Origin of the sequence: Thermoplasma sp. Kam2015 (genome assembly GCF_003205235.1) — an archaeon.
Taxonomy (GTDB): domain Archaea; phylum Thermoplasmatota; class Thermoplasmata; order Thermoplasmatales; family Thermoplasmataceae; genus Thermoplasma.
This window is the reverse complement of sequence record NZ_QJSM01000018.1, coordinates 63,620-84,878: the sequence shown is the minus strand read 5'-3', so window position 1 is coordinate 84,878 and position 21,259 is coordinate 63,620. Positions and strand designations below refer to the sequence as shown.

Here is a 21,259-nt window from a genome sequence, read left to right as displayed (position 1 = left end):
GCATCGATCCACAGCCCGGTTTCGGCATATGGACTGAGGCATGTATCCCTTCTCCTTACGGAGAACATGCCGCTGAAACCGATCTGCTTCGTTGTCTAACTTAGCCCTATTACTCTTCGAGAGAGTGCCCTGCTATCTCATGTGTGGATAATCTATTCATGCGAATCTGATATACATAGTTTCTATTGAGGGAAATTCGTGCATCTCTTGTCCAAAGAAAGAGTTTTACTGCTTCCCTCAAACTCCTAACTTTTCCATAAATTATATTATATGAATTACCTATAATATATTTATTCTAGAAAAATATTATTGCTTTTCAAAAGCTATAAATATAGTTAACATATGCTAACATATGGAAAGCCAAAAGGGGACATTACCAATGGATGAGGTGTACAATCCAGGAATGAACGCGTATGCTGAAATATACAGAAAATCGCTTGAGGATCCAGAAAACTTCTGGTCAAAACAAGCTGAAATTCTCACTTGGTACACTAGATGGAGTAAGGTTCTTGATGATTCTAAAAAACCATTTTACAGGTGGTTCGTTGGAGGCAAACTGAATGTATCCTATAACGCAGTGGACCGACATTTGGAAAGACACAGGAGGAATAAAGCGGCCTATATATGGATTGGAGAGAATGGAGAAGAAAAGATCGTTACATACGACGGCCTCTACCGCAGAGTCAATAATCTTGCCAAAGCGCTGCTCAACCTGGGGATAAAAAAGGGAGACAGAATAGTCCTGTATCTCCCAATGATCATAGAAGCCCCGGTGGCAATGCTTGCTGCCGCTAGGATAGGGGCAGTATTTTCATTCGTATTTGCCGGATTCGGTGCAGGAGCACTCGCGGAGAGAATAAATGACTCTAAGGCTGTCCTGCTCATAACCGCAGACGGCGGATTCAGGAATGGAAAGATAGTTGAGCTGAAGAAGATAGCCGACGAAGCGCTTGAGATGACGTCCACGGTAAGAAACGTGATCGTCATAAAGCATGCGAAGAATGAAATCAATATGACGGAGGACAGGGACATATGGTATCATGAGATTGTCGGAGATTCGCATACCTATGTCGAACCTGAACATATGGACGCCAACGATCCTCTCTTTATACTTTATACCTCTGGAACGACTGGTAAACCCAAAGGAGCTGTACACAGCACCGGAGGCTATTCAGTATGGGTCACGAGTACACTGAAGTGGGCATTCGATCCGGACGAAGACGACAGATGGTGGTGTGCAGCGGATATTGGATGGATAACCGGACACAGCTACATAGTATTCGCGCCCCTCATGCTGGGATTGACAAGCATCATGTATGAAGGTTCAATAACCTATCCTGAGCCGGATCGGCTCTGGGAGATCATAGAAAAGTACAGGGTCAACATACTCTACACCTCACCTACAGCCATACGTACCCTTATGAAATTTGGAGAGAAGTATCCGCAGAAACACGATCTCAGCACGCTCAAGGTACTTGGAACAGTAGGAGAACCGATAAATCCGGCTGCATGGAAATGGTACTATGATGTCATAGGTAACTCAAGATGTCCCATAATTGATACATACTGGCAGACGGAAACAGGTGGCTTCATGATAGCACCGCAGAAGGGCCTGGGCCTTCCTCCGCTCAAACCAGGATCTGCCACATTCCCATTGCCGGGCGTTGACCCTGCCATACTTGACGATAACGGTGGTGAAACCAGGCCTGGCGAGAAGGGTTATATCGTGTTTCGAAGGCCATGGCCAGGCATGCTTATGACCGTGAACAACGATGATGATCGATATGTGAAAACTTACTTCTCAAAATTCCCAGGATACTACTACTGTGGAGACTATGCTGTTAAAGATGAAGACGGCTATTACTGGCTTCTTGGAAGATCAGATGAGGTCATGAATGTGTCCGGGCATCGCCTTGGTACCATTGAGATCGAGGATGCGATCGTTGCCACTGGGCTGGCTGTGGAAGCCGCTGTTTTTGGAAAACCTGATCCCGTTAAAGGCGAGGCAATATCCGCATTTGTGGTACCTAGAAATGCCAATGCAGATAAGCATGAGCTTATCACCGAGATACGCAAGAGGATCAGGGCAGACCTTGGCCCGATATATGTTCCGGATGAGATAAGACTCGTAAAGCTGCTACCGAAGACAAGAAGTGGTAAGATCATGAGGAGGGTGGTTAAGGCGGTTGCGCTCAATCAGATACCGGGCGATCTCACCACTCTGGAAGATTCCTCATCGGTTGACGAGATCAGAAGCGCCATAGAGAGCTTCAAGGGAGAGGCCATGGGTGATTGAGGTGACGGAGAACACATTAGAAAAGGTTATGAGTGCTGATCCGGCTCCACTTGGTCTGGCTGGATTTGCCTTCACGACCTTTCTGCTGAGCTTCATAAACGCCGGCTTCATAGGATCGGATGGCGTTGGCGTCGTTGTACCACTGGCCATCGCTTATGGCGGACTTGCGCAACTCATAACGGGTTCCTGGGAGATGAGGAGAGGCAATACATTCGGATTCACCGCGTTCACAAGCTACGGATCCTTCTGGATGTTCTATTCAATCATGATCATCATGGTTGATTTGCATCTCGTCCCGTCCCTTCCTTCTGTCGCAGTAGGCTGGGCACTGATACTATGGGGCATATTCACACTCTATATGTGGGTTGGGGCAATGATGGCCTCTCTGACTCTCAACCTCACATTCCTCTTCCTTTTTATGGCGTTCTTCACTCTTGGGACGGGATCAATCTATTCCTCCATGGCGCTGACACACGCCGGTGGATATTTCGGTATACTGGCCGCCGCTTTCGCTGCATACACAAGCTTTGCAATAGTGATAAACTCGTTGAGGCCAGACAGCATACCAATCGGACCTGGAATGTTCAAAAGGAAATGAACCCCGACATACTCTCCCCGCTAAAGCGACGGAGGTTCTGCTTTTGCTTCCTGTTACTCCATCATCCCTCGCGGTCTGGGAGCGTTTTGCAGAACTTCCATTCTTGAGTTTTGGGGTCGTTCCTGTCCCAAACGTTGCCCCTCTGGGGGGTATCAGTGATCCCTTTGCACGCACCCCTGTCTGCGTGCAATCTGGATATGCCTTTATCCGCAGTGCTGGAGGACGGATTGCGGAGGCATTCCAAACCAGCTTTTAACTGGTTTTATTGTGGGAGTATCCTGCATGCCTTACATGAAGTACTTATTCACAGGACTTTCCACAAACATAGTATTTCCTTCCAGATTATTATGTCTTTCCCAATTCATCTCCTCCCTGAAGGTCGGAGCTTTCTTGCTTCTGTCTTTGTAAAATCTTTTATATCGATCTTTTACATCTATCAGAGCTAAGCCTAGACGCGCTGACCTTATTTTCTGCTGTCAGCTGAAATACTCTCTGAGAATTCTTATGTCATCCTCGGACAATCTGTAATTGACGCTTGCTATATTTTCTCTCACATGATCTGGATTTGATGCCCTCGGTATTGGAAACACGTATCTGTTTGCATCCATCAGATAGCTAAGGGCTATCTGTGAGGCTTTAACATCAGGGTATCTGGTACGCAGTTCTCTGAGAAAAACCTCGGGATAGGCCTCGTCCTTAACGAGATCGCCATGCTCTAGAGGGTACCAAGCGAGTATTGCCAAGCCGTTCTGATCTGCAAACCTTATCATATCCTTTTCAGGGCCCCTGTGCCTCAGACTGTAATGTACCTGATTGCTCACTATTTCGTATCTGTTCATGAGTTCCATTGCACGCTTTAGCTGGTCAAGATTGAAATTGCTAACGCCGATATATCTAATCAGACCGTCGTCAACAAGCTTCTCCATAGCCTTCAATGTACCGCCGATATCTCCGATTGGGGACGGGAAGTGTATTTGATAGAGATCGATGTATTTTGTATTTAGACGTTCAAGGCTGCGCCTACAGGCCTTTATTGTAGCATCATAGGAAAGATGAGTTATCCACACCTTCGTGGCCATGAATAGATTTTCACGGGGCACACCATCTACTGCCTTTGCGATCAGATCTTCACTTCCGTATACCTCGGCAGTATCGATGAGCGTCACGCCACTCTCCACCGCAGTTCTGATTGCCCGGATCTTCATCTCCGAACCAGGCCTTCTTCCAAGCCTGGCGAGGAACATCCATTTAACATCGTAATACGTGCCTATGCCGATCCTCGAAACCTTTTCCCCGGTCTTTCCAAAATCCTTGAAATCCATCTTGAATCTAAAAGATCCCTCCATTTTAATTTTGCCATATCGATGACCGCTGCTTTTTTAGCGAAAATCGAACGCTACAGCCGAGCATCGGAGAATCGTATGCAGATCGATAAAGAGATTATAGACATCATCTTTTCCCAGATCTAGCCGACGCAAGTGACGATCCAGCGTAGATACCGGTGAATATCAACAGGAGGGTGAAGGCAAGTGATATGGATATGGTCGAAATAGAGGTGGTGCCGAACCCGAAGAGGTAATTCCAGCCGACGTTCTTCGTCACGCCAGCAAGTGAGGAAACGGGAAGTCCGGCAACAGCATCCGATATCATCAATAGTCCCAACAGAGTATTTCCTCCGGCCAGCGCGTAGAGGGAGAGACGCCGCATGCTCGTCGAACCAAACAGAGACATGAGAAACATCGCAACAGAAAGCACAAGATACACGACAAGGCCGAGCCAGTGATAGTAGGCTGCCGTGAAGAGTATTCGATCAAAGATTATTAGATACAGCGCAAGAGCCGCCGTTATGATGAATGATGCAGACCTGACTATCGGAGCATAGCCCGAGAAGAAAACAGAAAAGAGCACAATGAACACTATGAAGAGACCAATGGAGAGACCACCAATGACGAACGGCACATAATTAACATGAACCGCAGGGGTGACAGGTGGAGGAGATGGAGGAGAAACAGTCGCATTAGTCACATCCACAGTGACAGTCGTTGGCGATGTGGATGGATCGTCCCCACTTGCGCTCAGCTGGATCGTGTATGTTCCGGGAGATACAGTCTTGCCCACTATGATCGTAGCGGTACCGGAAAATGGTGGATCACCGCTGCTGTCGCTAAAGGTCACAGTTATGCCCGAAGGGGCTGTGGCGGATATGCTGGTGCCCCATGTTGATCCAGATACAAGTTTGACGGAATAACTTATGGTTGATGATGATCCTGCAGGGATAGAGACCGTGGAGGGTGATACAGATATTGAGCTTGCTCCGGATGATGCCAGTGCGGTGGCAGGGATCATAAGCAAGATTCCAACAATCAATATGATCAACAGCGAAGATTTCATAATTATCAGACTAAATGACTAAATATAAGCAGTATGTTCTGCTTGTTATTATAAAGTATTATTAGATATTAAAAAATAATAATTTCTATTTATTCGCATTTATTGATATCCGGATAAACTTGTTAAGGATCGGATGTAGCTTTCAAATTAAGATGATAGTTATCGATGCGCTGTCGTATTGGGATATTAGAGGTTAAAATGCCTTAGGATTTTTCCGGACTCGTCAAAATAATAGACCGTAGCCCTATCCTCATTCCTGACCTTGTATTTAACTATGATCGAATATTCCTTTAGCGTATCGTCATGTTTCAGCGAATCTGCGCCTATGAATTTCAGATCTGAATAACGCTTTTTAAGATCATCGGTTATCTTGGAGATGGCTTCATCCCTTTCCATACTTCCCTATCTTGTAAAGTTAATTAACATTTTGTGTCGTATTTCTGCCAGAATAGAGAAAAATTTTAACGATTCTGTTCTAATGACTACCAGATAACGAGAAATAATTTATAAAAAAAGGTGATATCGCAGAGAATGTTAACGCTCATTGAGATCATAATCAGATTTCTGTCAATAGTTGCCGGTGCCTTCATCGCCGGTCTAATAGGATCTCTCACCGGTCTCGGAGGCGGTACCGTTCTCGTTCCGGTTCTGACTCTGTTTTACGGCATACCCATAATTTATGCGACAGGCGCAAGCCTCATTTCCACCATAGCCACAAGCGCGGGTTCTGCTAGCGCCTATGCCAAGGAGAAGATAGCCAATATAAGGCTCGGCGTCGGACTGGAGGTTGCAACGACGACGGGTGCAATAGTCGGATCGCTAACAGCCGTGTTCATCTACGATCATCATCTCTCCTGGTTGATCTACGTCATCTTCGGATTTGTTCTTCTTGGATCTCTTGTCCCCACGATCCAGCGTGGGAAATATGAAATACCCAAGATGCTGAAGCCTGACTGGACAACTAGAGTCTTTCAGCTCTCTGGATCATATTATGATGCAAGATTGCACAAGAATGTTGAATACTCAGGAGTGAGATGGTGGCTGGGTGAGATCATAATGTTCTTTGCCGGCATGATCTCTGGTCTTCTGGGCATAGGCAGTGGCGCTCTGAAGGTTCTTGGGATGGACTGGGCCATAAATCTACCCATGAAGGTTACGACCACTTCAAGCAACTTTATGATAGGCATAACAGCTGCAACTGGCAGCTCAATTTACTGGTATGCCGGATATATACAGCCTTTCATAGCCGCAGCGACGGCGATCGGGGTACTGATAGGAGCCTTTCTTGGTGCCAAGATCCTTGTCAGGATAACAAACAGAAGCATCAGATGGATATTCTTTGCAATATTGATGTTTCTCGGCATACAGATGGTTCTCAAGGGCTTCTATATAATAAGGGTGATTTTGATATCTCCATATGTGCAGTTTGCAATATCTACGGTGATCTCCATAATTGCCATCGTGATTATGTACCATGTAATGAGGAAGATAGAGGAGAAGGGTGAGGCCTGATGCGTTTTGATCGTGATCTTGCTATAAGTTATGCGCTTAGAGTCGGTGTATCCATAAGCATGTTCTTCATTATTTTTGGTGTGCTGTTGATCTTCATAAAGAATGGTGGATCTGGATTCACCCTTGCCCAGATAGCAAGCTACAACCCAGAGCTAAAGGTGAATTCAAAATACATATATCTGGGTCTAATACCTGAGGGCCTGATCCATCTTGACGGCATTTTCTTCATAGCCACCGGCCTGTGGGTTCTTGTCTTCACGCCAATCACCAGCGTGATCATTGCTTTAATATCCTTCCTCCTGACCAAGAATAGGCTTTACATAGCATTGAGCATAATTGTGCTCTTCAATCTGTTCTTCGCTATGCTGGTGATTCCCCATATATGAGGCTTTCCGCATGTATGGAAGAAACTCTTTAATTGCTGGATGTTTCAATTTCAGGCTGAAAACTAAAGAATGTTTATTAGTCAATTTAAGATAGCAAAGGTGTGATCCCATGCTTAGTTTTGAAAGAGTCCGGATAAAAAAGGCTGAACCTGGGGAAAGGGCTAAGACGTTTGATTTGGAACCGCTGGATAATTATACCGATGAGGAGGCAATTGCCGAGGCAAGCAGATGCTTAGGCTGTAATATGTGTTCTGCAGCATGCCCCGCCAGTCTGGACATATCTGGCTACATAAGGAGTACGGCAGCTGGAGATCCGGCTCAGACTGTGAGGATCATCATGGAAACCCTTCCCTTTCCGGCCATAATAGGCAGGGTATGCACGCATATGTGCGAAGATGTGTGCGTCATGTACGATGGCGGGGGCCCGATAGCCATAAGGCACCTGAAGCGTTATGCTGCAGACAAGTTTGATGACTATGGAGAGATTCTCAGACCACAGAAGAGAAAGTTCATAGGAAAGAAGGTGGCAGTGATTGGAGGAGGCCCGGCAGGCTTGACCGTGGCCTATTATCTGAGCCTCCAAGGTGTCAAAGTCACAGTGTTCGAGGAGAGACCTGCCCTTGGAGGGTTCATGAAGACTGGCATACCAAGATACAGGCTACCGCAAAGCATCCTGGATAAGGAGATCGGGTACATAATATCCAGAGGCGTGGATGTCAAACTGAATACCAAGGTGGGAAGAGACATATCATTCGATCAGATAATAAAGAGTTATGATGCCGTATTTCTAGGTGTTGGGAATCATAAACCCAGGATGACCGGTACGCCAGGCAGCGATGCACCGAATGTGATGCATGCCACAGAGTTCCTCGAGAGGGCAAGTTTCGGCGAAAGGATAGATGTAGGAGATACGGTAGCAGTCATCGGCGGAGGTTTCACAGCCAACGACTCAGCCAGAACTTCACTCCGGCTCGGCGCCAAGCATGTATACATAATGTACAGAAGGAGAGATGTTGACAGGCCAGGTTATCCGAGCATGAATGCGGATGAGGAGATGGAGGAGGCAGAGGAGGAGAACGTTGAATATGTGTGGGAAGTGACTCCATTCGAATATGTGAAAGAAAACGGCAGAGTAGTTGCAATGAAATACTGGAAGAATGAGATGGTCAAGGAGGGAAAGGGAAGGGCAAAACCTGTACCAATAAAGGATAAAGTATACACAATAAACGTGGATATGGTCATCGAGGCCACGGGTCAGGAAACTGATTATTCCTTCCTAGGTGATTACGTTAAGAAACTGAGGCTGAATCCGCATGGCGAGCCCATCATCGACCAGAATGGGATGACCTCTATCGAGGGCGTATTCTCGGGTGGAGATTCCACGAACCCAAATCGTGATCTCATAAGTGCTGTCAGGGACGGCGATATAGCAGTTCAAGGAATACTCAAATATCTCAATGTGATGGATCAGGTATCGTACGAGGATCTGCCCATACTGGACAGGTTCAAACCATACTCATATACTGCTGCACAGGAGGCCTATGCCACCAGAGGATTGATCTGAAGATGAGGCATACATCTCTCAGTTTATAAACATTTTGCATGCGTTAGAGATATAATCATAATTTTAATCATCAAATATAAATTTACTTATATATATTCCACTATTTTATCAGCCGCCACTGATCCTTTATATTCAGGAGGTAAATCGATGAAACGATGAAGAGCATCATACTTATAGTCCTCGACGGCCTTGGTGACAGACCTGGATATGAACTGAAGAATAGAACACCGCTTCAGGCGGCTTTCAGGCCCAACCTGAACTGGATAGCTTCCCACGGAATAAATGGAATAATGCATCCAATATCCCCTGGCATCAGATGCGGTTCCGATACCTCGCACATGTCACTTCTCGGTTATGATCCAAAGATATACTACCCGGGCAGAGGCCCATTTGAGGCTCTGGGGCTTGGTATGAATATAAATCCCGGTGATCTGGCCTTCAGAGCAAATTTTGCCACAAACATAAACGGAAAGATCACAGACAGGAGGGCAGGAAGGGAGAACAGGGGCAATGATGCACTAGCATCCGCTATTAGCATCGATATGGGCGACTATAAATTCAGGGTAAAGAGCGGAGTTGAACATCGAGCTGCACTGGTGGTGTCTGGCCCAGATTTATCTGACAGGATCACAGATTCAGATCCGCATAAGGAAGGTTTGCCACCTGAACGCATAAGATCGCTGGATCCGTCTGCAGATCGCACAGCAGAGGTCATCAATGCCTATCTCGATCGAGCGAGGGAGGTGCTGTCCAATCATGAGGTCAACAGAGAAAGGGCAAAGAATGGCAAGCTGCCCGGTAACGAACTCCTGATCAGAAGCCCAGGCAAAGTGCCTGATATCCCGTCGTTCCTGGAGAAGAACCATATGAGAGGTGCCTGCGTCGTCGGAAGCCCATGGCTAAAGGGCCTGTGCAGTCTTCTCAGGATGGATGTCTTCGACGTTCCAGGTGCCACAGGAACCGTTGGATCAAACTATAGAGGGAAAATCGAAAAGGCCGTTCAGCTGACAGAAAGCCATGACTTCATTCTTGTGAACATAAAGGCGACGGACGTTGCCGGCCATGATGGGAATTATCTGCTCAAAAGAGAGGTAATCGAAGAAATAGATAAAGGTCTTGAACCATTGAGAACCATAGGTGAAAGAACCGTATTATGCATAACAGGCGACCACAGCACGCCGTGCTCATTCAGGGATCATTCAGGTGATCCAGTTCCTATCGTTTTCTACACGGAAGGTGTTATGAATGACGGTGTTCAGTTTTTCGACGAATTCTCCTCAAGTTTTGGAGCATTGCGTATAACAAGCTACAATGTCATGGACATATTGATGCAACTCGCTGGCAGATCTGAGAAATTTGGATCTTAATGCTTGCTCATAGATAAGCTAAAATACTATTTTTGTTTTTGTCAGACAATGGCATATTCCATGGCTGGTGTAAAGGAAGAGGTATCGAATGAGAAAAATGTGTATTCACTCTATTCTGGTTTCGCCTACATGCTACTCTTTTCCGTCATACTCTGGTGGCTACCTGTGACTGGACCCGCCCTAGCTGGTTATCTGGGAGGAAGAAAATCTGGAAACATGAGAAACGGCTTCATCAGTTCTCTCGCCGTCTCCGGACTTTTTGTGATAATCGCAGTGCTGCTCTACCCGTTCAGAACCGGTGCTCTGGGAATCGCCGAGAAATACGTGGGTTATGGAGTCCTGCCGCTCTCTACCAGCGGTGTAGTATCAATTTCAAACTTTGCCACATACCTGTATTCATATGCCGGTGTCATCTACACCTTTTTCATAATTGTACCTTCTTCAATTGCCATACTCATAGCCTTTTCGCTTACTGGTGGCTTCGTCTCATCATTGAAGAATGGAGAGGAAAATAAAGTTACAGTGCAGAAGGTAGATTACGAGGATGATGTGGACGAGGAAGACAGCAAGTACGATTATCTGTGAACTGATCTGATATCAAATATCGAAGTATTAGGCGAAAAACGAGTCTGCCAGCACTTATAAATATCAATACTGCTGCGATAAGACTTTTGAAGCTTAAGCCCATATCTGAATATCTTTTAAAGAGAAGTTAGGAGTTTGAGGGAAGGAGTAACACTCTCTCTTCGTACAAGAGACACACGGACTTCCTTCAATGGAAATATTTATAGATCGTCTTCCCATATTTTTTTGTATCATCCATGAAAACCAAGTGGATGATAACTGGGTAGGATCGATGAGATCCGAATAGACGCCTGTGGAGATCGCAACCTCCGTAACCATTCTTCCAGACGTGATCCGAAAGAAAGTTTCCAATGACGGGAGACTGCGATCTGGCAGTATGGGGATCGAGTTTGATAGTTGAATCAGGAAGATCCGAAGCCTCAGCTGAGGGGCAGCTCACCAAGGCTCTCTTCGATCTTCTTCAGAAGCCTGGTGAACTCGTCTATCTCTTCCCTGCTGAAAGAACTGATCGATTCCCTGATAAAATTGATGTATATGCGATGACTCTCAGTTAGAACCTGCCTTCCCCTTTCTGTGATTTCCACGTTCACTACCCTCCTGTCTGCTGGGTTCCTGGATCTTTCTATGAAACCTTTGCTTTCAAGATCGTCAAGCACGCCAGTTATCCATGCTGGAGTTACAAAGTTCATCTCTGCAAGCCTGTTCACATTTGAGTTTTCCTCCGAAAGGTGGTGGAGTATTCGTACCTCTATAGGCTTCAACTGCATGATCTGGAGACTATCCTCCATTCTTTTCTTTCCAAGTATATAAACTCTGGCAAAATGATGCCAGATATCCATCAGTGTCTCGCAATCCTCTTCCATCATTTCTTTCCATCCCTCATTACTTCAACCTGCGCTGATACCTTGGTTTCAGTCTTTTCTTGGATCTTCTCCTTAAATTCTGTGTCTTCGCCATAGATGAATCTCTTTCCTCTGAATGCGGACAGTAGAGCAGCTATCACAAGAATTCCTGCACCAGCATAGAACGAGGCATGCAGAGCCTTCATGAATGCTGGAGCAAGCGCCAGGGGGAACCAATGCGTACCTTCAAGGATCGAAAGTGATGTCGGGCTTATGAGTGAAGAAAATGAAGATGGTAGAAGACCGAGTATGGTCGCCATTGGGTTATATCCAAGGAACGCTGAGAACAGTGCTGAAGTGGCAGGTATCTTGTCGAATACAGGGATGAGAATAGATGCTCCAGCAGCAGCCAAAGCCGTGTTGAATGATGATGAGAGATACGATGTGAGAGTGATGAGTACTATTGTGAAGAATATACCCATACTGGCAGTCTGTCCAGTATTTTGCAGCGTAGATCTCATACCTGACCCTGTGCCACGGTAGTGAGGGGGAAGAGAATTCATCACTGCAGTGATGTTTGGAGCTCCAAATAGTCCCATGCCTGAGCCCATCATGAACAGCGTAGCGGCGAATGGCGGATAGCTGAAGTTGTACGGGAATAATGTAAGAAGTATGAATGCCACGGCACCGACGATCATTCCTAGGGTTGTCAGGAACCTGGCGCCTATTCTATCCGATAGGGCACCGCTTATCGGACCAAATATTACGAAGCCTGCCATCATGGGTATTGTGTATATTCCTGCCCAGAATGGGACGGATGAATAGGAATATCCATGGAGAGGCAGCCATATGCCCTGCAGCAGTATGATGACCATGAACATGACCCCACCCATTCCCATGGACTGAAAGAATCCGGCGAAATTACCGAACGTAAAGCCCCTGTATTTGAACAGATGCATGTCAAACATTGGCTGATCCACATGAAGTTCGATGAACGGAAAAGCTATGAGCATGGCGGCCCCAGATATCATGGATGCCATGACCCATGGATTTGCCCATCCCATGCTTGATGATCCGTATGGCATCAGACCATAGGTTATGCCTATTAATATAAGCGTCAATCCAGCTGCAAAGGTGACGTTACCTGGCAGATCGATCTTTTCATCTTTTCTCCTGACGGACTGATCCTTGAGCTTCAGATAGGACCATATTGTACCTAGTGCACCTACAGGAACGCTGACGAGAAAGACGTAGCGCCAGTTTATCGTGGCCAGTATTCCACCCACGATCAGACCTATCAGCGATCCGGCCAGGGCTGCGATCTGGTTTATGCCCATAGCCTTACCCCTCTCATTTGATGGAAATGCGTCTGTTATTATCGCCGCTGAATTCGCAAAGAGGAAAGATGCACCGATAGCCTGTATCATTCTGAAGACGATGAGATACAGGGCAGCCGTTGTTCCATGACCTGGAGTAAGGAACAGCAGTATGGAACCCGCAGTGAATATGGCAAAACCGAAATTGAACAATCTGACTCTGCCATATATATCAGAAAGCCTGCCAACCGTAACAAGAAGGACAGCGGTGACAACCATGTATCCCATCAGGATCCAGAGGAGATACTGGAATGACGAAGGCAAGAATGGGTTCAGGTCTATACCTCTGAATATGGCTGGCAGCGAGATCATAAGAATTGTACCGTTAATCGAAGCCATAAGGACTCCAATGGTTGTGTTCGAGAGCGCAACCCATTTGTACTGAACCATAATTGTGGATAGAAAACTCTTATAAATACTTAATCAATTAATTATTTGTTAATTAATTATTGGAAAACATTTTATATGTATATTAAATTAAGGAGTATGCTTTCAAAGACGGCAAGCATTGCTATAAGCATAGCTGTTTTAATAATATTTGCGGCTATGACCTATGAAGTCACAGGTCATTCTTCCTCATCCACTTCTGTCAGCGTATCCGGTAAAATGATCGTCAAACCTGAACTAAAGCCAGATTATATTGAAAAAGTCAACAATTCGGCTTATTCCATATATTTTGTGACTCCGTATACGCAGAAGATAACGCTGAATTTTACATTGAATTCAAGCTCTGATCCTGTGTACGTTTACGACATAGCTCCACTGAACAGAAGCGCATATGTGTGGGAGAATATAACCTACATAAACTCCACTGGAAACTATATGGAGATCACAAATGCCACTACGGCTCCACAGACGTATAACATAACGCTGCTCGTGAATCAGCAGGCTGTAAAATCAATGAAGCCTGGCACCCCATATCCTGATACGATCATATTCATCAACGCCGCAGGCGCATCGACGTACTTCGTAATTTTACTCATGCTTCCACCGCAAGACTTAGCTCAGTAAGAAAATTTAATAATAACGTGATGGACATAACCGATCACCAGATGAAAAGTGATCAAGAAGATGTCAACAGAAGACGTGATCTCGGGGTTCACCTTACACCAGAGGATATATTTCAAAGATACATTTACCCGATGATATCTGATAAATTATATCATTATGCGTGGATGGATCTGTTCTGTGGCGAGGGGAATCTTATCCTTCCCATCCTTAACTATATACCATATGAAGACCGCGTGCCATTCTTCTCGAAGCACATCTTCATGTTCGATATACAGGAGGAAATGATAGAAAGAGCTGTAAAAAGATCAAAAGAATATGGTATACCGGAAGATATTGCGTCGAGAAATATAAGGAAAAACGACTCGCTTGCCAATTATCCCAAGATCGAATCCGATTTTCCACCTTTTCACATAACAAATCCGCCTTATCTCTATATAGGCTATATCGCCAAAAGGAAGGTTGAAAGATTGATGAGATATTTCAATTCTGAAAATTCTGGGCTTCAGGATCTCTATCAGATAGCTCTAGCAAACGATCTGAGGAATGGCATAGAGAGGATGATATACATACTGCCAACAAATTTCATATTCTCAGAAGCTGGTTCGAACTTTGCAAGACGGATGATATTGAGTTCTTACACAATTAAAGAAGCCCTGTTATTTGAGAGGCGGATATTCCACCATACAGGCATGAACGTGGGCATATTCCATTTTTCCAGGATTACGGGCAATAATGATAATATTGATTTCAGGGCAAGAAAGATAGGAACCAATGAGAGAAGTATTACGTATTCATTGAAAAAATCAAACGATTACAGGGCTGGTGCAGGTTTCGATGATTACGTCAGATCGCATCGCAGAGAAGGTAACTTCGATGCAGGATTCTATCTTCACTATGAAGACCTTCTAATGAATTCTGGAGAAAATGAGGTCTTACTCGTCAATTCTAAAGAATACGATGGAAGGACCTATAGGGTTGAGCGCTTTCTTGTGAATGAGTGGATGTATTCCAGAATAATGAATAATCCACTGTTCGTCAGGACCATCGACAGTGGAAGATGGGATGGGAGGGCCGGACTTTATCCAGTTCGCGATTTTTTTGATGCAGATGGAGTTTATGTAAGGGGCCAGACATACAGGACAAATCCAATACAGATATTTCTTAGACCAGAGATCGATGCAAAGATGGCTCTAAAGCTTGGAAAGGTATTCAATGAAAGGCTTGAGATGCTGAGGGCTTCTCTTGACAGCGATTTCATGACCACGTACAAATATACAGATTCCTCACCATATGTCAGGAAATATCTTGGCCTGAAGCATGTCAGAAATCTCATCAACACTATATCGCCTGCAGATCTAGAGGGCCATGAGTGATTTCGAACAATATTTAAGGAGAAGTTAGGGGTTTGCGGAAAGCAGTAATTCTCCTTCTTCGGGCAAGAGATGCACAGATATCTCCCAATAGTATAGGCGCGATCCGAATAGACGCCTGTGGTTATAGCGATGTATGGTTTGTGAGTATGTACGGAAATTCATGGGTATCTTCGATGGAAGGAAGATCCGAAGATTCAGCTGAGAACTAGCTCACCAGGAAAATGCAAGAGCCATTTTTCAAGACGTTCAACATAAGGTATCATGCGGTTCGATCAAAATTGACATCTGTCTTCTGAATATAAAATGCCATTATTGCTATACAAGGATTCGATTGAACCGAAAAAAATCGTAAAAAATTTACAGTTAACTTTTTATAATGCCACAAATTTTATTATCGATGCCTGAACGATTTGTTGAAATGCTCAGGGACGAAAACGGCAAGATCATTGTAAGAATACCTGCGGAGACTGTGAGCTATGCCAATCTACGCGGAAACGGTGATGAATATCTGCTCGTACATCTAGTAAAGGTGTTCGATCCACATCTAAAATTACCGACCCACAGCATAGATGAGAAGGCCATCTGCCGTACGGTGACCTTCAAGGACAGTCGGGGTTATGACCACATAGGTCTGGAGATACCCCAGGAACTTGTAAGGGATTATGACATGAAGGCTGGAGAATATATCGAGGCTGTAATAGAACATGCAGTTTTAAAAGATAAGATCGCCGCCGTTTATCCAAATCTAGAGATATTGAACCAGTACCCATATTGGTGGAGAAAGATCGGGGAATGAGATGGTGGATGAGGCCTCATTGAAGCTCTGAGGGATGCGACTGCGGACAGAGGTCTATCCGAAATCGCAGAGTTCATTCCACCTGATCTAAGGTTGAGTCTATTCTCAATATCTCAAACGATACCCGCGAAGCATCTATGGCCTCCTTGACGCTCCTTTCCCTCTCCGTCATCCTCGAGTTTCCAGTCTTTATCTCCATGAACACTATTGATTCCACCTTCCCGGAATCAAGCCCATTGAATACAACCAGATCTATTGGCGTGCCTATGAACCTTACATCCCTTGGATTGTACTTGAAATTTGGAAAAAACGGGGCTAGCTGTTCCGTGACCTTTCCAGCTACAACCTCCTTGCTCTTCTGGACGGATTCCCTCCGCGCTTCGTCTACCCGTCGTTCCAGATCCTCCTTCATCCTCTGTGCTTCTTCTCTCATTGCCATGGCTTCGCTGAACGTGGAGCTAGCTCTTTGCAGTGTTTCCTGGATCTGGAATTCCTTTGCTAGGAGCTTCTTCCGGAGCGATTGGAGTTCGAAATACAGTATCAGGATGATTAGTATCAGAATAGACGAGAGGGCTCCAAGAAGAAGAAGTGCATTCATCAATTTCCATAGGGATTATCTAAATTTATACATTATGCTGTCAGATCGTCGGAACAATGCGATTTCCCTTGCGAGGTCTCCATCGAGGATCGCCTGATGCGGCCTTAAGCTTTCTAGCCGCTTCTGACTTGTATGCGCGCAATACATGATCTATTTTTTCCTCATCTCATCTAGTATCTTTTTAGCATTCGTCATGGATATGTCCTTATCCTCAAGCATCCTGGCGACGACGCGATCGATCTCGTCACCAACTGCTCCGACGGACATTGCAATGTTTCTGGAATGCAGTTCCATATGCCCTCTCTGTATTCCCTCTGTTGCAAGTGCCCTCAATGCGGCAAAGTTCTGAGCTAGACCGACAGCGGCAAGTACACCAGCAAATTCCCTTGAATCCTTAACCCCGAGGATCTTCATTGCTATCCTTGCCTTGTCGATGCTTCTTGTTGTGCCTCCAACCGTGCCGACCGCAATCGGGATCTCGATCGTTCCAACGAGGTCACCGTTCTTGTCCTTCTCATATCTTGCCAGCGGTCCATAACCGTAGACTGCTGCATAGGAATGCGCATTTGCCTCGGCGGATCTCCAGTCGTTCATGGTTGCCATGAGGACTGCGTCCACTCCATTCATTATTCCCTTGTTGTTGGTAGCCGCCCTGTATATATCAATGGCGGCCATGTGATATGCATCTATTATGGTGTTGACCGCTTCCTCTCCGATTATGTCCTTTGAAAAAACGGCAGAAGCGTACGCTATTCTGTTTCTGGTCAGATTGCTCAGTATCCTCAAATTGACGCGGCCGCCCGTTATCCTTTCGATTTCAGGTGCTATGAATTCGCACATGCTATTTATCACATTTGCACCCATGGCATCCCTCACATCGACTATGAGATGAACGATCATCATCCTGTATGGATTCTCGAAGATCTCAACCTCGATGTCTTTTGCTCCAGCGTTCATGGATGACAGAGTTCTGCTCCTTGTGTTTGCCATCTCTATGATCCTCTGCTTCTCCTCAAGCAGTTCTATTTTTGCTCTGTATGGCGTCGGAACATCTAAGACCTGTATTTCTCCAATCATCAACGGATCAGTAGCGAAGGCCTTGAAACCACCCTTCTTCCTCGCTACCTTTGCGGCGTTTGATGCAGCGGCAACCACTGACGGCTCCTCTATCGCCATCGGAATCAGGTAGTCCCGATCATTTATTCTGAAGTTTACAGCTATCCCCATGGGCAGCTCTATGGTTGTTATAACGTTCTCAATGATCTTGTCGGCCTTTTCAATGGGCAGCGATCCGTTCTTCTTTAGAATGGAAACCTCCTCTTCTGTAAGATCAGAAAATTCCTTCACCAACTGGAGACGTTCATCCACGGACAGTTTATAGAAGCCGGAGATGTCAGATGTTTTCATATACAATGATAGACAAACCTTATAAAAAACTGTTCATATATGAACCCCGACGAATCTTGCTTTGAAGGATCAATCGGCCGTGATCACCGATCGCTGTCTCCTTATGGCGATCCCGTTTCTTATGGATTCATAGGAGATATAGGCCATAGGTGCTATCATGACTAGCATGGCAATGCGGATCGTTGCTATCTGGGCTATGTAGCCGAATGCAGCAGGGAGTGCAAGATTAAGTATGTTGAATATTATGTTGAACGTGGCAAACGCTATAGATATTTCTGATTTCTGCACCGATGAGGACACGCTCATTGTCGCTATTGGATAGATGGAACCGTGCGGGAATCCGAGCAGTATCATGGAGATTACGAATTCGTATGGATTGCGGCTCAGTGTCAGAGCAACAAAGCCTGCTATGGTGAAGGCCAGCGACACGAACATGAGCCTGTAGCGATTCTCAGGTGGGCGGAATGACATGGAGAGCCTCGTAATCATGGATACAAAGAAAAACGATGTCAGGGCATAGAAGAACATGGCTGGCGATAGACCGGAATAGTATTTCGCTATGAGGCTGCCATAGGTCATAATTATAACAAAGGGAAAAGAATAGGTCAGATTGCCATAGAACCCGAAATTGAATCCGCGATTCCTGAACAATCGGGGTATCGTCCTTATTATGGTCGATGTTGATATGTTTCTCCTCTGGCCTCCATCATCGATCTTGATCTTCGCCGCAAGTATCAGCATAAGGAAGGCCGAAATTAGGGGAACCGGGAAGAAGTAGAGAAAGAGATCACGAACTGAAACCGATATCGAAGAGAGCAGAAATCCCTGCATGAAGGTACCTGCGATCAGGCTTATGGAGAGAGCGGAGGTGTAAAAGCCAAGAACGTTATCCCTTATATCCTCGTATGCAAGCGATATCATCGTGAGCAGCAGCGGCGGAACGAGACCCATTGATAGTCCGTCCACAGCAGCTATCGCGGCAACCTCCCATATATTCTGAGCCAAATAGAACAGGGGAAGAGAAAGCGCCATAACGAAAAGCGATGCCGCTATAGATATGGCTATTCTTGAGGCCCGTATCCTACCGTTGAGGAACAGGTTTGCCAGCAGACCTGTCACTGCGTACATCACCACAGGCAACGCCGTGAGGAATGTGGATGCCAACAGCGTGAACTTCGCCAGTACGGGGATAGACGTCATAAGCATGTTCGTTGTCATCCTCATGGTGAACGTAACCGCAAGTATCAGCAATATTGACAATACAGCAGATCGTGAGAATTTAGGCATATTTCGATCCTCGATATTACATCCCAGGAAATATAGTTTTCTATTAAAATATTGATATCTAAATATTTGTCTCAACTTCAATTGATTTTGATTTTGAAATAGCTATCAGAATACGCGATCATATCATGAATTTCTCTACTCTTCGAAGTGTATCAGAAAAGCATTTACATATTGGTATAACGTAACCTCTTGATGGCAGATCTATCCACCTCTGTAGCGGGCATTAGGCTTGAAAACCCCCTCATGCTGGCATCGGGTATACTTGATGAAAACGGATACACCATGCTAGATGTGATGAAAAATGGTGCCGCGGCCGTAGTCACAAAATCCATCGGGAATGAGGAAAGAAATGGATATTCCACTCCCATAATAGTAGAATATGGAGATAGCCTGATCAATGCGGTTGGCCTATCAAATCCCGGTATAGACAGTTTTGCCGAAGAGATCAGAATAGCAAAACGAGCGGGGAAGCCTGTGATAGGAAGCATATTTGCATCGGATGCAGATGGCTTCACATCCCTTGGATTGAAAATGCAGGAGTATGGCTGTGATGCGGTCGAACTCAATCTCAGCTGTCCGCATGTTAAAGGTTTTGGCCTTGAGGTCGGATCCGATCCTGACCTAGTTGAGGATATAGTTGATGAAATTAAATCAAAGTTGAAGATTCCAGTGTTCGCAAAGCTCAGCCCAAACGTATCAAACATACTTGATATTGCTAAGGCCGCAGAGAAAGCCGATGCGTATGTGCTCATAAATACCGTAAAGTCCATGAAGATCGATATAAGGGCAAGATCACCCGTTCTGACGAATATTTACGGTGGGCTATCCGGACCGGCCATAAAGCCTGTGGGCATAAGATATGTGTATGAAGTCAAGAAGGAAACTGGAAAGGAGATAATAGGCGTTGGAGGTATAGCCAGCTTTGAAGATGCAGTTGAATATATAATGGCAGGTGCTTCGGCCGTGCAGATCGGCACGGCACTTTACACAAGGGGCAAAGGAATATTCAGGGATATTATATCGCAGATGAACACGTTCATGGATGACGAGGGCTTTGGTAGAATATCCGATATGGTGGGGGTAGCGATAAGATGAACAGAATCACCGTGGAAAGGGTAAAAGACGAGGCGAAGAACGTAAGAACCTTGTTCTTCAGATGGGATCAGAAGATTTCGGCAGGGCAGTTTGTGATGGTATGGCTGCCTGGACTCGGTGAAATACCGATGTCTCTCTCATACATAGGTTCTCTGAAAGGTATAACCGTGAAGGCTTATGGAAAGACGTCTCAGGCGATGATAGAACTTCAGCCAGGAAATGAGTTCTTCATACGTGGTCCATATGGAAACGGGTTCCAGGTCGAGTCTGGCAGGAAACTTCTAATAGGCGGTGGTTCCGGAATTGCATCGCTTCTTCCCATAGCAGATTCAGAGACGGATGCCATAATCTCTGCGAAAACCCGTGATGAGATCATATTCGCAGACCGTTTTCCTGATAGCAGACTGTTCCTTGCGACGGATGATGGCAGCGCCGGTTTCCATGGTTTCCCCCACGATCTCCTGGATCGCATGGATCTGTCCGTGTACAGGAAGATCTATGTGTGCGGACCTGAACAGATGCTTTACAGGGTTATGCTGAAACTCAAGGATAGACAAGTCGATGCTGAGTTCTCTCTTGAACGAACAATGAAATGCGGTATTGGCATATGCGATTCGTGTTCAGTTGGTGGCCTTCAGGTCTGCAAACAGGGACCCGTATTCAGCATAGAACAGCTCAGGGATAATCCGGAGTTCGGAATTTACAGAACCACATATTCTGGAAAGAGAATAAGCCTCAATATGAAATGAAATCTTGATTTATGGAAGAAAGTTTT

General features: G+C 45.5%; 20 protein-coding genes and 1 pseudogene. 12 read left to right on the top strand and 9 right to left on the bottom strand.

Features of this window, described 5'->3' with window-relative positions:
* The first annotated feature begins 352 nt into the window (after window positions 1-352).
* Both acs and DMB44_RS02135 read left to right on the top strand, forming a co-directional pair.
* Window positions 353-2,296: an acetate--CoA ligase gene (acs, locus tag DMB44_RS02140; RefSeq protein ID WP_110640400.1), complete on the top strand. Its 1,944-nt coding sequence runs from the start codon at window positions 353-355 to the stop codon at window positions 2,294-2,296.
* Between the two features lies 1 nt (window position 2,297).
* Window positions 2,298-2,894, top strand: coding sequence for an acetate uptake transporter (locus DMB44_RS02135; protein ID WP_237265238.1), 597 nt, complete (start codon window positions 2,298-2,300; stop codon window positions 2,892-2,894).
* A gap of 476 nt (window positions 2,895-3,370) precedes the next feature.
* Here DMB44_RS02135 and DMB44_RS02130 read toward each other — a convergent pair whose 3' ends face one another.
* From DMB44_RS02130 to DMB44_RS02120, 3 genes are all read right to left on the bottom strand, one after another.
* Complete coding sequence (locus DMB44_RS02130; protein WP_110640638.1) at window positions 3,371-4,216, bottom strand: aldo/keto reductase; 846 nt, start codon at window positions 4,214-4,216, stop codon at window positions 3,371-3,373.
* Window positions 4,217-4,343: 127 nt separating this feature from the next.
* A complete protein-coding gene (locus DMB44_RS02125; protein ID WP_237265237.1) occupies window positions 4,344-5,285 on the bottom strand; it encodes a hypothetical protein in 942 nt (313 codons plus the stop codon).
* Between the two features lie 186 nt (window positions 5,286-5,471).
* Window positions 5,472-5,681, bottom strand: coding sequence for a hypothetical protein (locus DMB44_RS02120; protein WP_110640399.1), 210 nt, complete (start codon window positions 5,679-5,681; stop codon window positions 5,472-5,474).
* A gap of 135 nt (window positions 5,682-5,816) precedes the next feature.
* Between DMB44_RS02120 and DMB44_RS02115 the strand changes: the two genes are divergently transcribed.
* The 5 genes from DMB44_RS02115 (at window position 5,817) to DMB44_RS02095 (ending at window position 10,699) form a co-directional block, all read left to right on the top strand.
* Window positions 5,817-6,797: a sulfite exporter TauE/SafE family protein gene (locus DMB44_RS02115; RefSeq protein WP_110640398.1), complete on the top strand. Its 981-nt coding sequence runs from the start codon at window positions 5,817-5,819 to the stop codon at window positions 6,795-6,797.
* Entirely contained in the window at window positions 6,797-7,183 is a 387-nt protein-coding gene (locus DMB44_RS02110) for a DUF1634 domain-containing protein (protein WP_110640397.1), read from the top strand. The genes DMB44_RS02115 and DMB44_RS02110 overlap by 1 nt, the downstream gene beginning before the upstream one ends.
* Window positions 7,184-7,292: 109 nt before the next feature.
* Entirely contained in the window at window positions 7,293-8,747 is a 1,455-nt protein-coding gene (locus DMB44_RS02105) for an NAD(P)-dependent oxidoreductase (protein ID WP_110640396.1), read from the top strand.
* Window positions 8,748-8,902: 155 nt separating this feature from the next.
* Window positions 8,903-10,114, top strand: a complete 1,212-nt coding sequence (locus DMB44_RS02100) for a 2,3-bisphosphoglycerate-independent phosphoglycerate mutase (protein ID WP_110640395.1) — start codon at window positions 8,903-8,905, stop codon at window positions 10,112-10,114.
* A 48-nt stretch (window positions 10,115-10,162) separates the two neighbouring features.
* Window positions 10,163-10,699, top strand: coding sequence for a hypothetical protein (locus tag DMB44_RS02095; RefSeq protein WP_237265236.1), 537 nt, complete (start codon window positions 10,163-10,165; stop codon window positions 10,697-10,699).
* A gap of 187 nt (window positions 10,700-10,886) precedes the next feature.
* Here DMB44_RS02095 and DMB44_RS09240 read toward each other — a convergent pair whose 3' ends face one another.
* The 3 genes from DMB44_RS09240 to DMB44_RS02085 are packed head-to-tail and all read right to left on the bottom strand — an operon-like array spanning window position 10,887 to window position 13,307.
* Entirely contained in the window at window positions 10,887-11,138 is a 252-nt protein-coding gene (locus DMB44_RS09240) for a hypothetical protein (protein WP_153280108.1), read from the bottom strand.
* Window positions 11,119-11,565 carry a MarR family winged helix-turn-helix transcriptional regulator gene (locus DMB44_RS02090; RefSeq protein WP_110640394.1) on the bottom strand — a complete coding sequence of 149 codons (447 nt, stop codon included), beginning with the start codon at window positions 11,563-11,565 and terminating at the stop codon, window positions 11,119-11,121. Before DMB44_RS02090 ends, DMB44_RS09240 begins: the two co-directional genes overlap by 20 nt.
* A complete protein-coding gene (locus tag DMB44_RS02085) occupies window positions 11,562-13,307 on the bottom strand; it encodes an MFS transporter (RefSeq protein ID WP_110640393.1) in 1,746 nt (581 codons plus the stop codon). Before DMB44_RS02085 ends, DMB44_RS02090 begins: the two co-directional genes overlap by 4 nt.
* A gap of 96 nt (window positions 13,308-13,403) precedes the next feature.
* Between DMB44_RS02085 and DMB44_RS02080 the strand changes: the two genes are divergently transcribed.
* The 3 genes from DMB44_RS02080 (at window position 13,404) to DMB44_RS02070 (ending at window position 16,097) form a co-directional block, all read left to right on the top strand.
* The gene (locus tag DMB44_RS02080; protein WP_237265235.1) at window positions 13,404-13,928 is read left to right on the top strand and encodes a hypothetical protein; all 525 of its coding nucleotides are present in this window, start codon (window positions 13,404-13,406) and stop codon (window positions 13,926-13,928) included.
* A 41-nt stretch (window positions 13,929-13,969) separates the two neighbouring features.
* Complete coding sequence (locus tag DMB44_RS02075) at window positions 13,970-15,301, top strand: Eco57I restriction-modification methylase domain-containing protein (RefSeq protein WP_110640632.1); 1,332 nt, start codon at window positions 13,970-13,972, stop codon at window positions 15,299-15,301.
* Between the two features lie 397 nt (window positions 15,302-15,698).
* Entirely contained in the window at window positions 15,699-16,097 is a 399-nt protein-coding gene (locus DMB44_RS02070; protein ID WP_110640391.1) for a hypothetical protein, read from the top strand.
* Window positions 16,098-16,170: 73 nt separating this feature from the next.
* On the opposite strand, the gene DMB44_RS02065 is transcribed toward DMB44_RS02070, so the two are convergent.
* From DMB44_RS02065 to DMB44_RS02055, 3 genes and pseudogenes are all read right to left on the bottom strand, one after another.
* Entirely contained in the window at window positions 16,171-16,695 is a 525-nt protein-coding gene (locus tag DMB44_RS02065) for a Holliday junction resolvase-like protein (RefSeq protein WP_110640390.1), read from the bottom strand.
* Window positions 16,696-16,845: 150 nt separating this feature from the next.
* Window positions 16,846-18,114: pseudogene (locus tag DMB44_RS02060) on the bottom strand (hydroxymethylglutaryl-CoA reductase, degradative); the annotation flags it as partial.
* Between the two features lie 57 nt (window positions 18,115-18,171).
* Window positions 18,172-19,389, bottom strand: coding sequence for an MFS transporter (locus DMB44_RS02055; RefSeq protein ID WP_110640388.1), 1,218 nt, complete (start codon window positions 19,387-19,389; stop codon window positions 18,172-18,174).
* A gap of 192 nt (window positions 19,390-19,581) precedes the next feature.
* On the opposite strand from DMB44_RS02055, the gene DMB44_RS02050 reads away from it, so the two are divergent.
* Together DMB44_RS02050 and DMB44_RS02045 are read left to right on the top strand one after the other, a co-directional pair.
* Entirely contained in the window at window positions 19,582-20,484 is a 903-nt protein-coding gene (locus DMB44_RS02050) for a dihydroorotate dehydrogenase (RefSeq protein ID WP_110640387.1), read from the top strand.
* On the top strand, window positions 20,481-21,233 hold the full coding sequence (locus DMB44_RS02045; protein WP_110640386.1) for a dihydroorotate dehydrogenase electron transfer subunit: 753 nt from the start codon (window positions 20,481-20,483) through the stop codon (window positions 21,231-21,233). Before DMB44_RS02050 ends, DMB44_RS02045 begins: the two co-directional genes overlap by 4 nt.
* The last annotated feature ends 26 nt before the right edge of the window (window positions 21,234-21,259 follow it).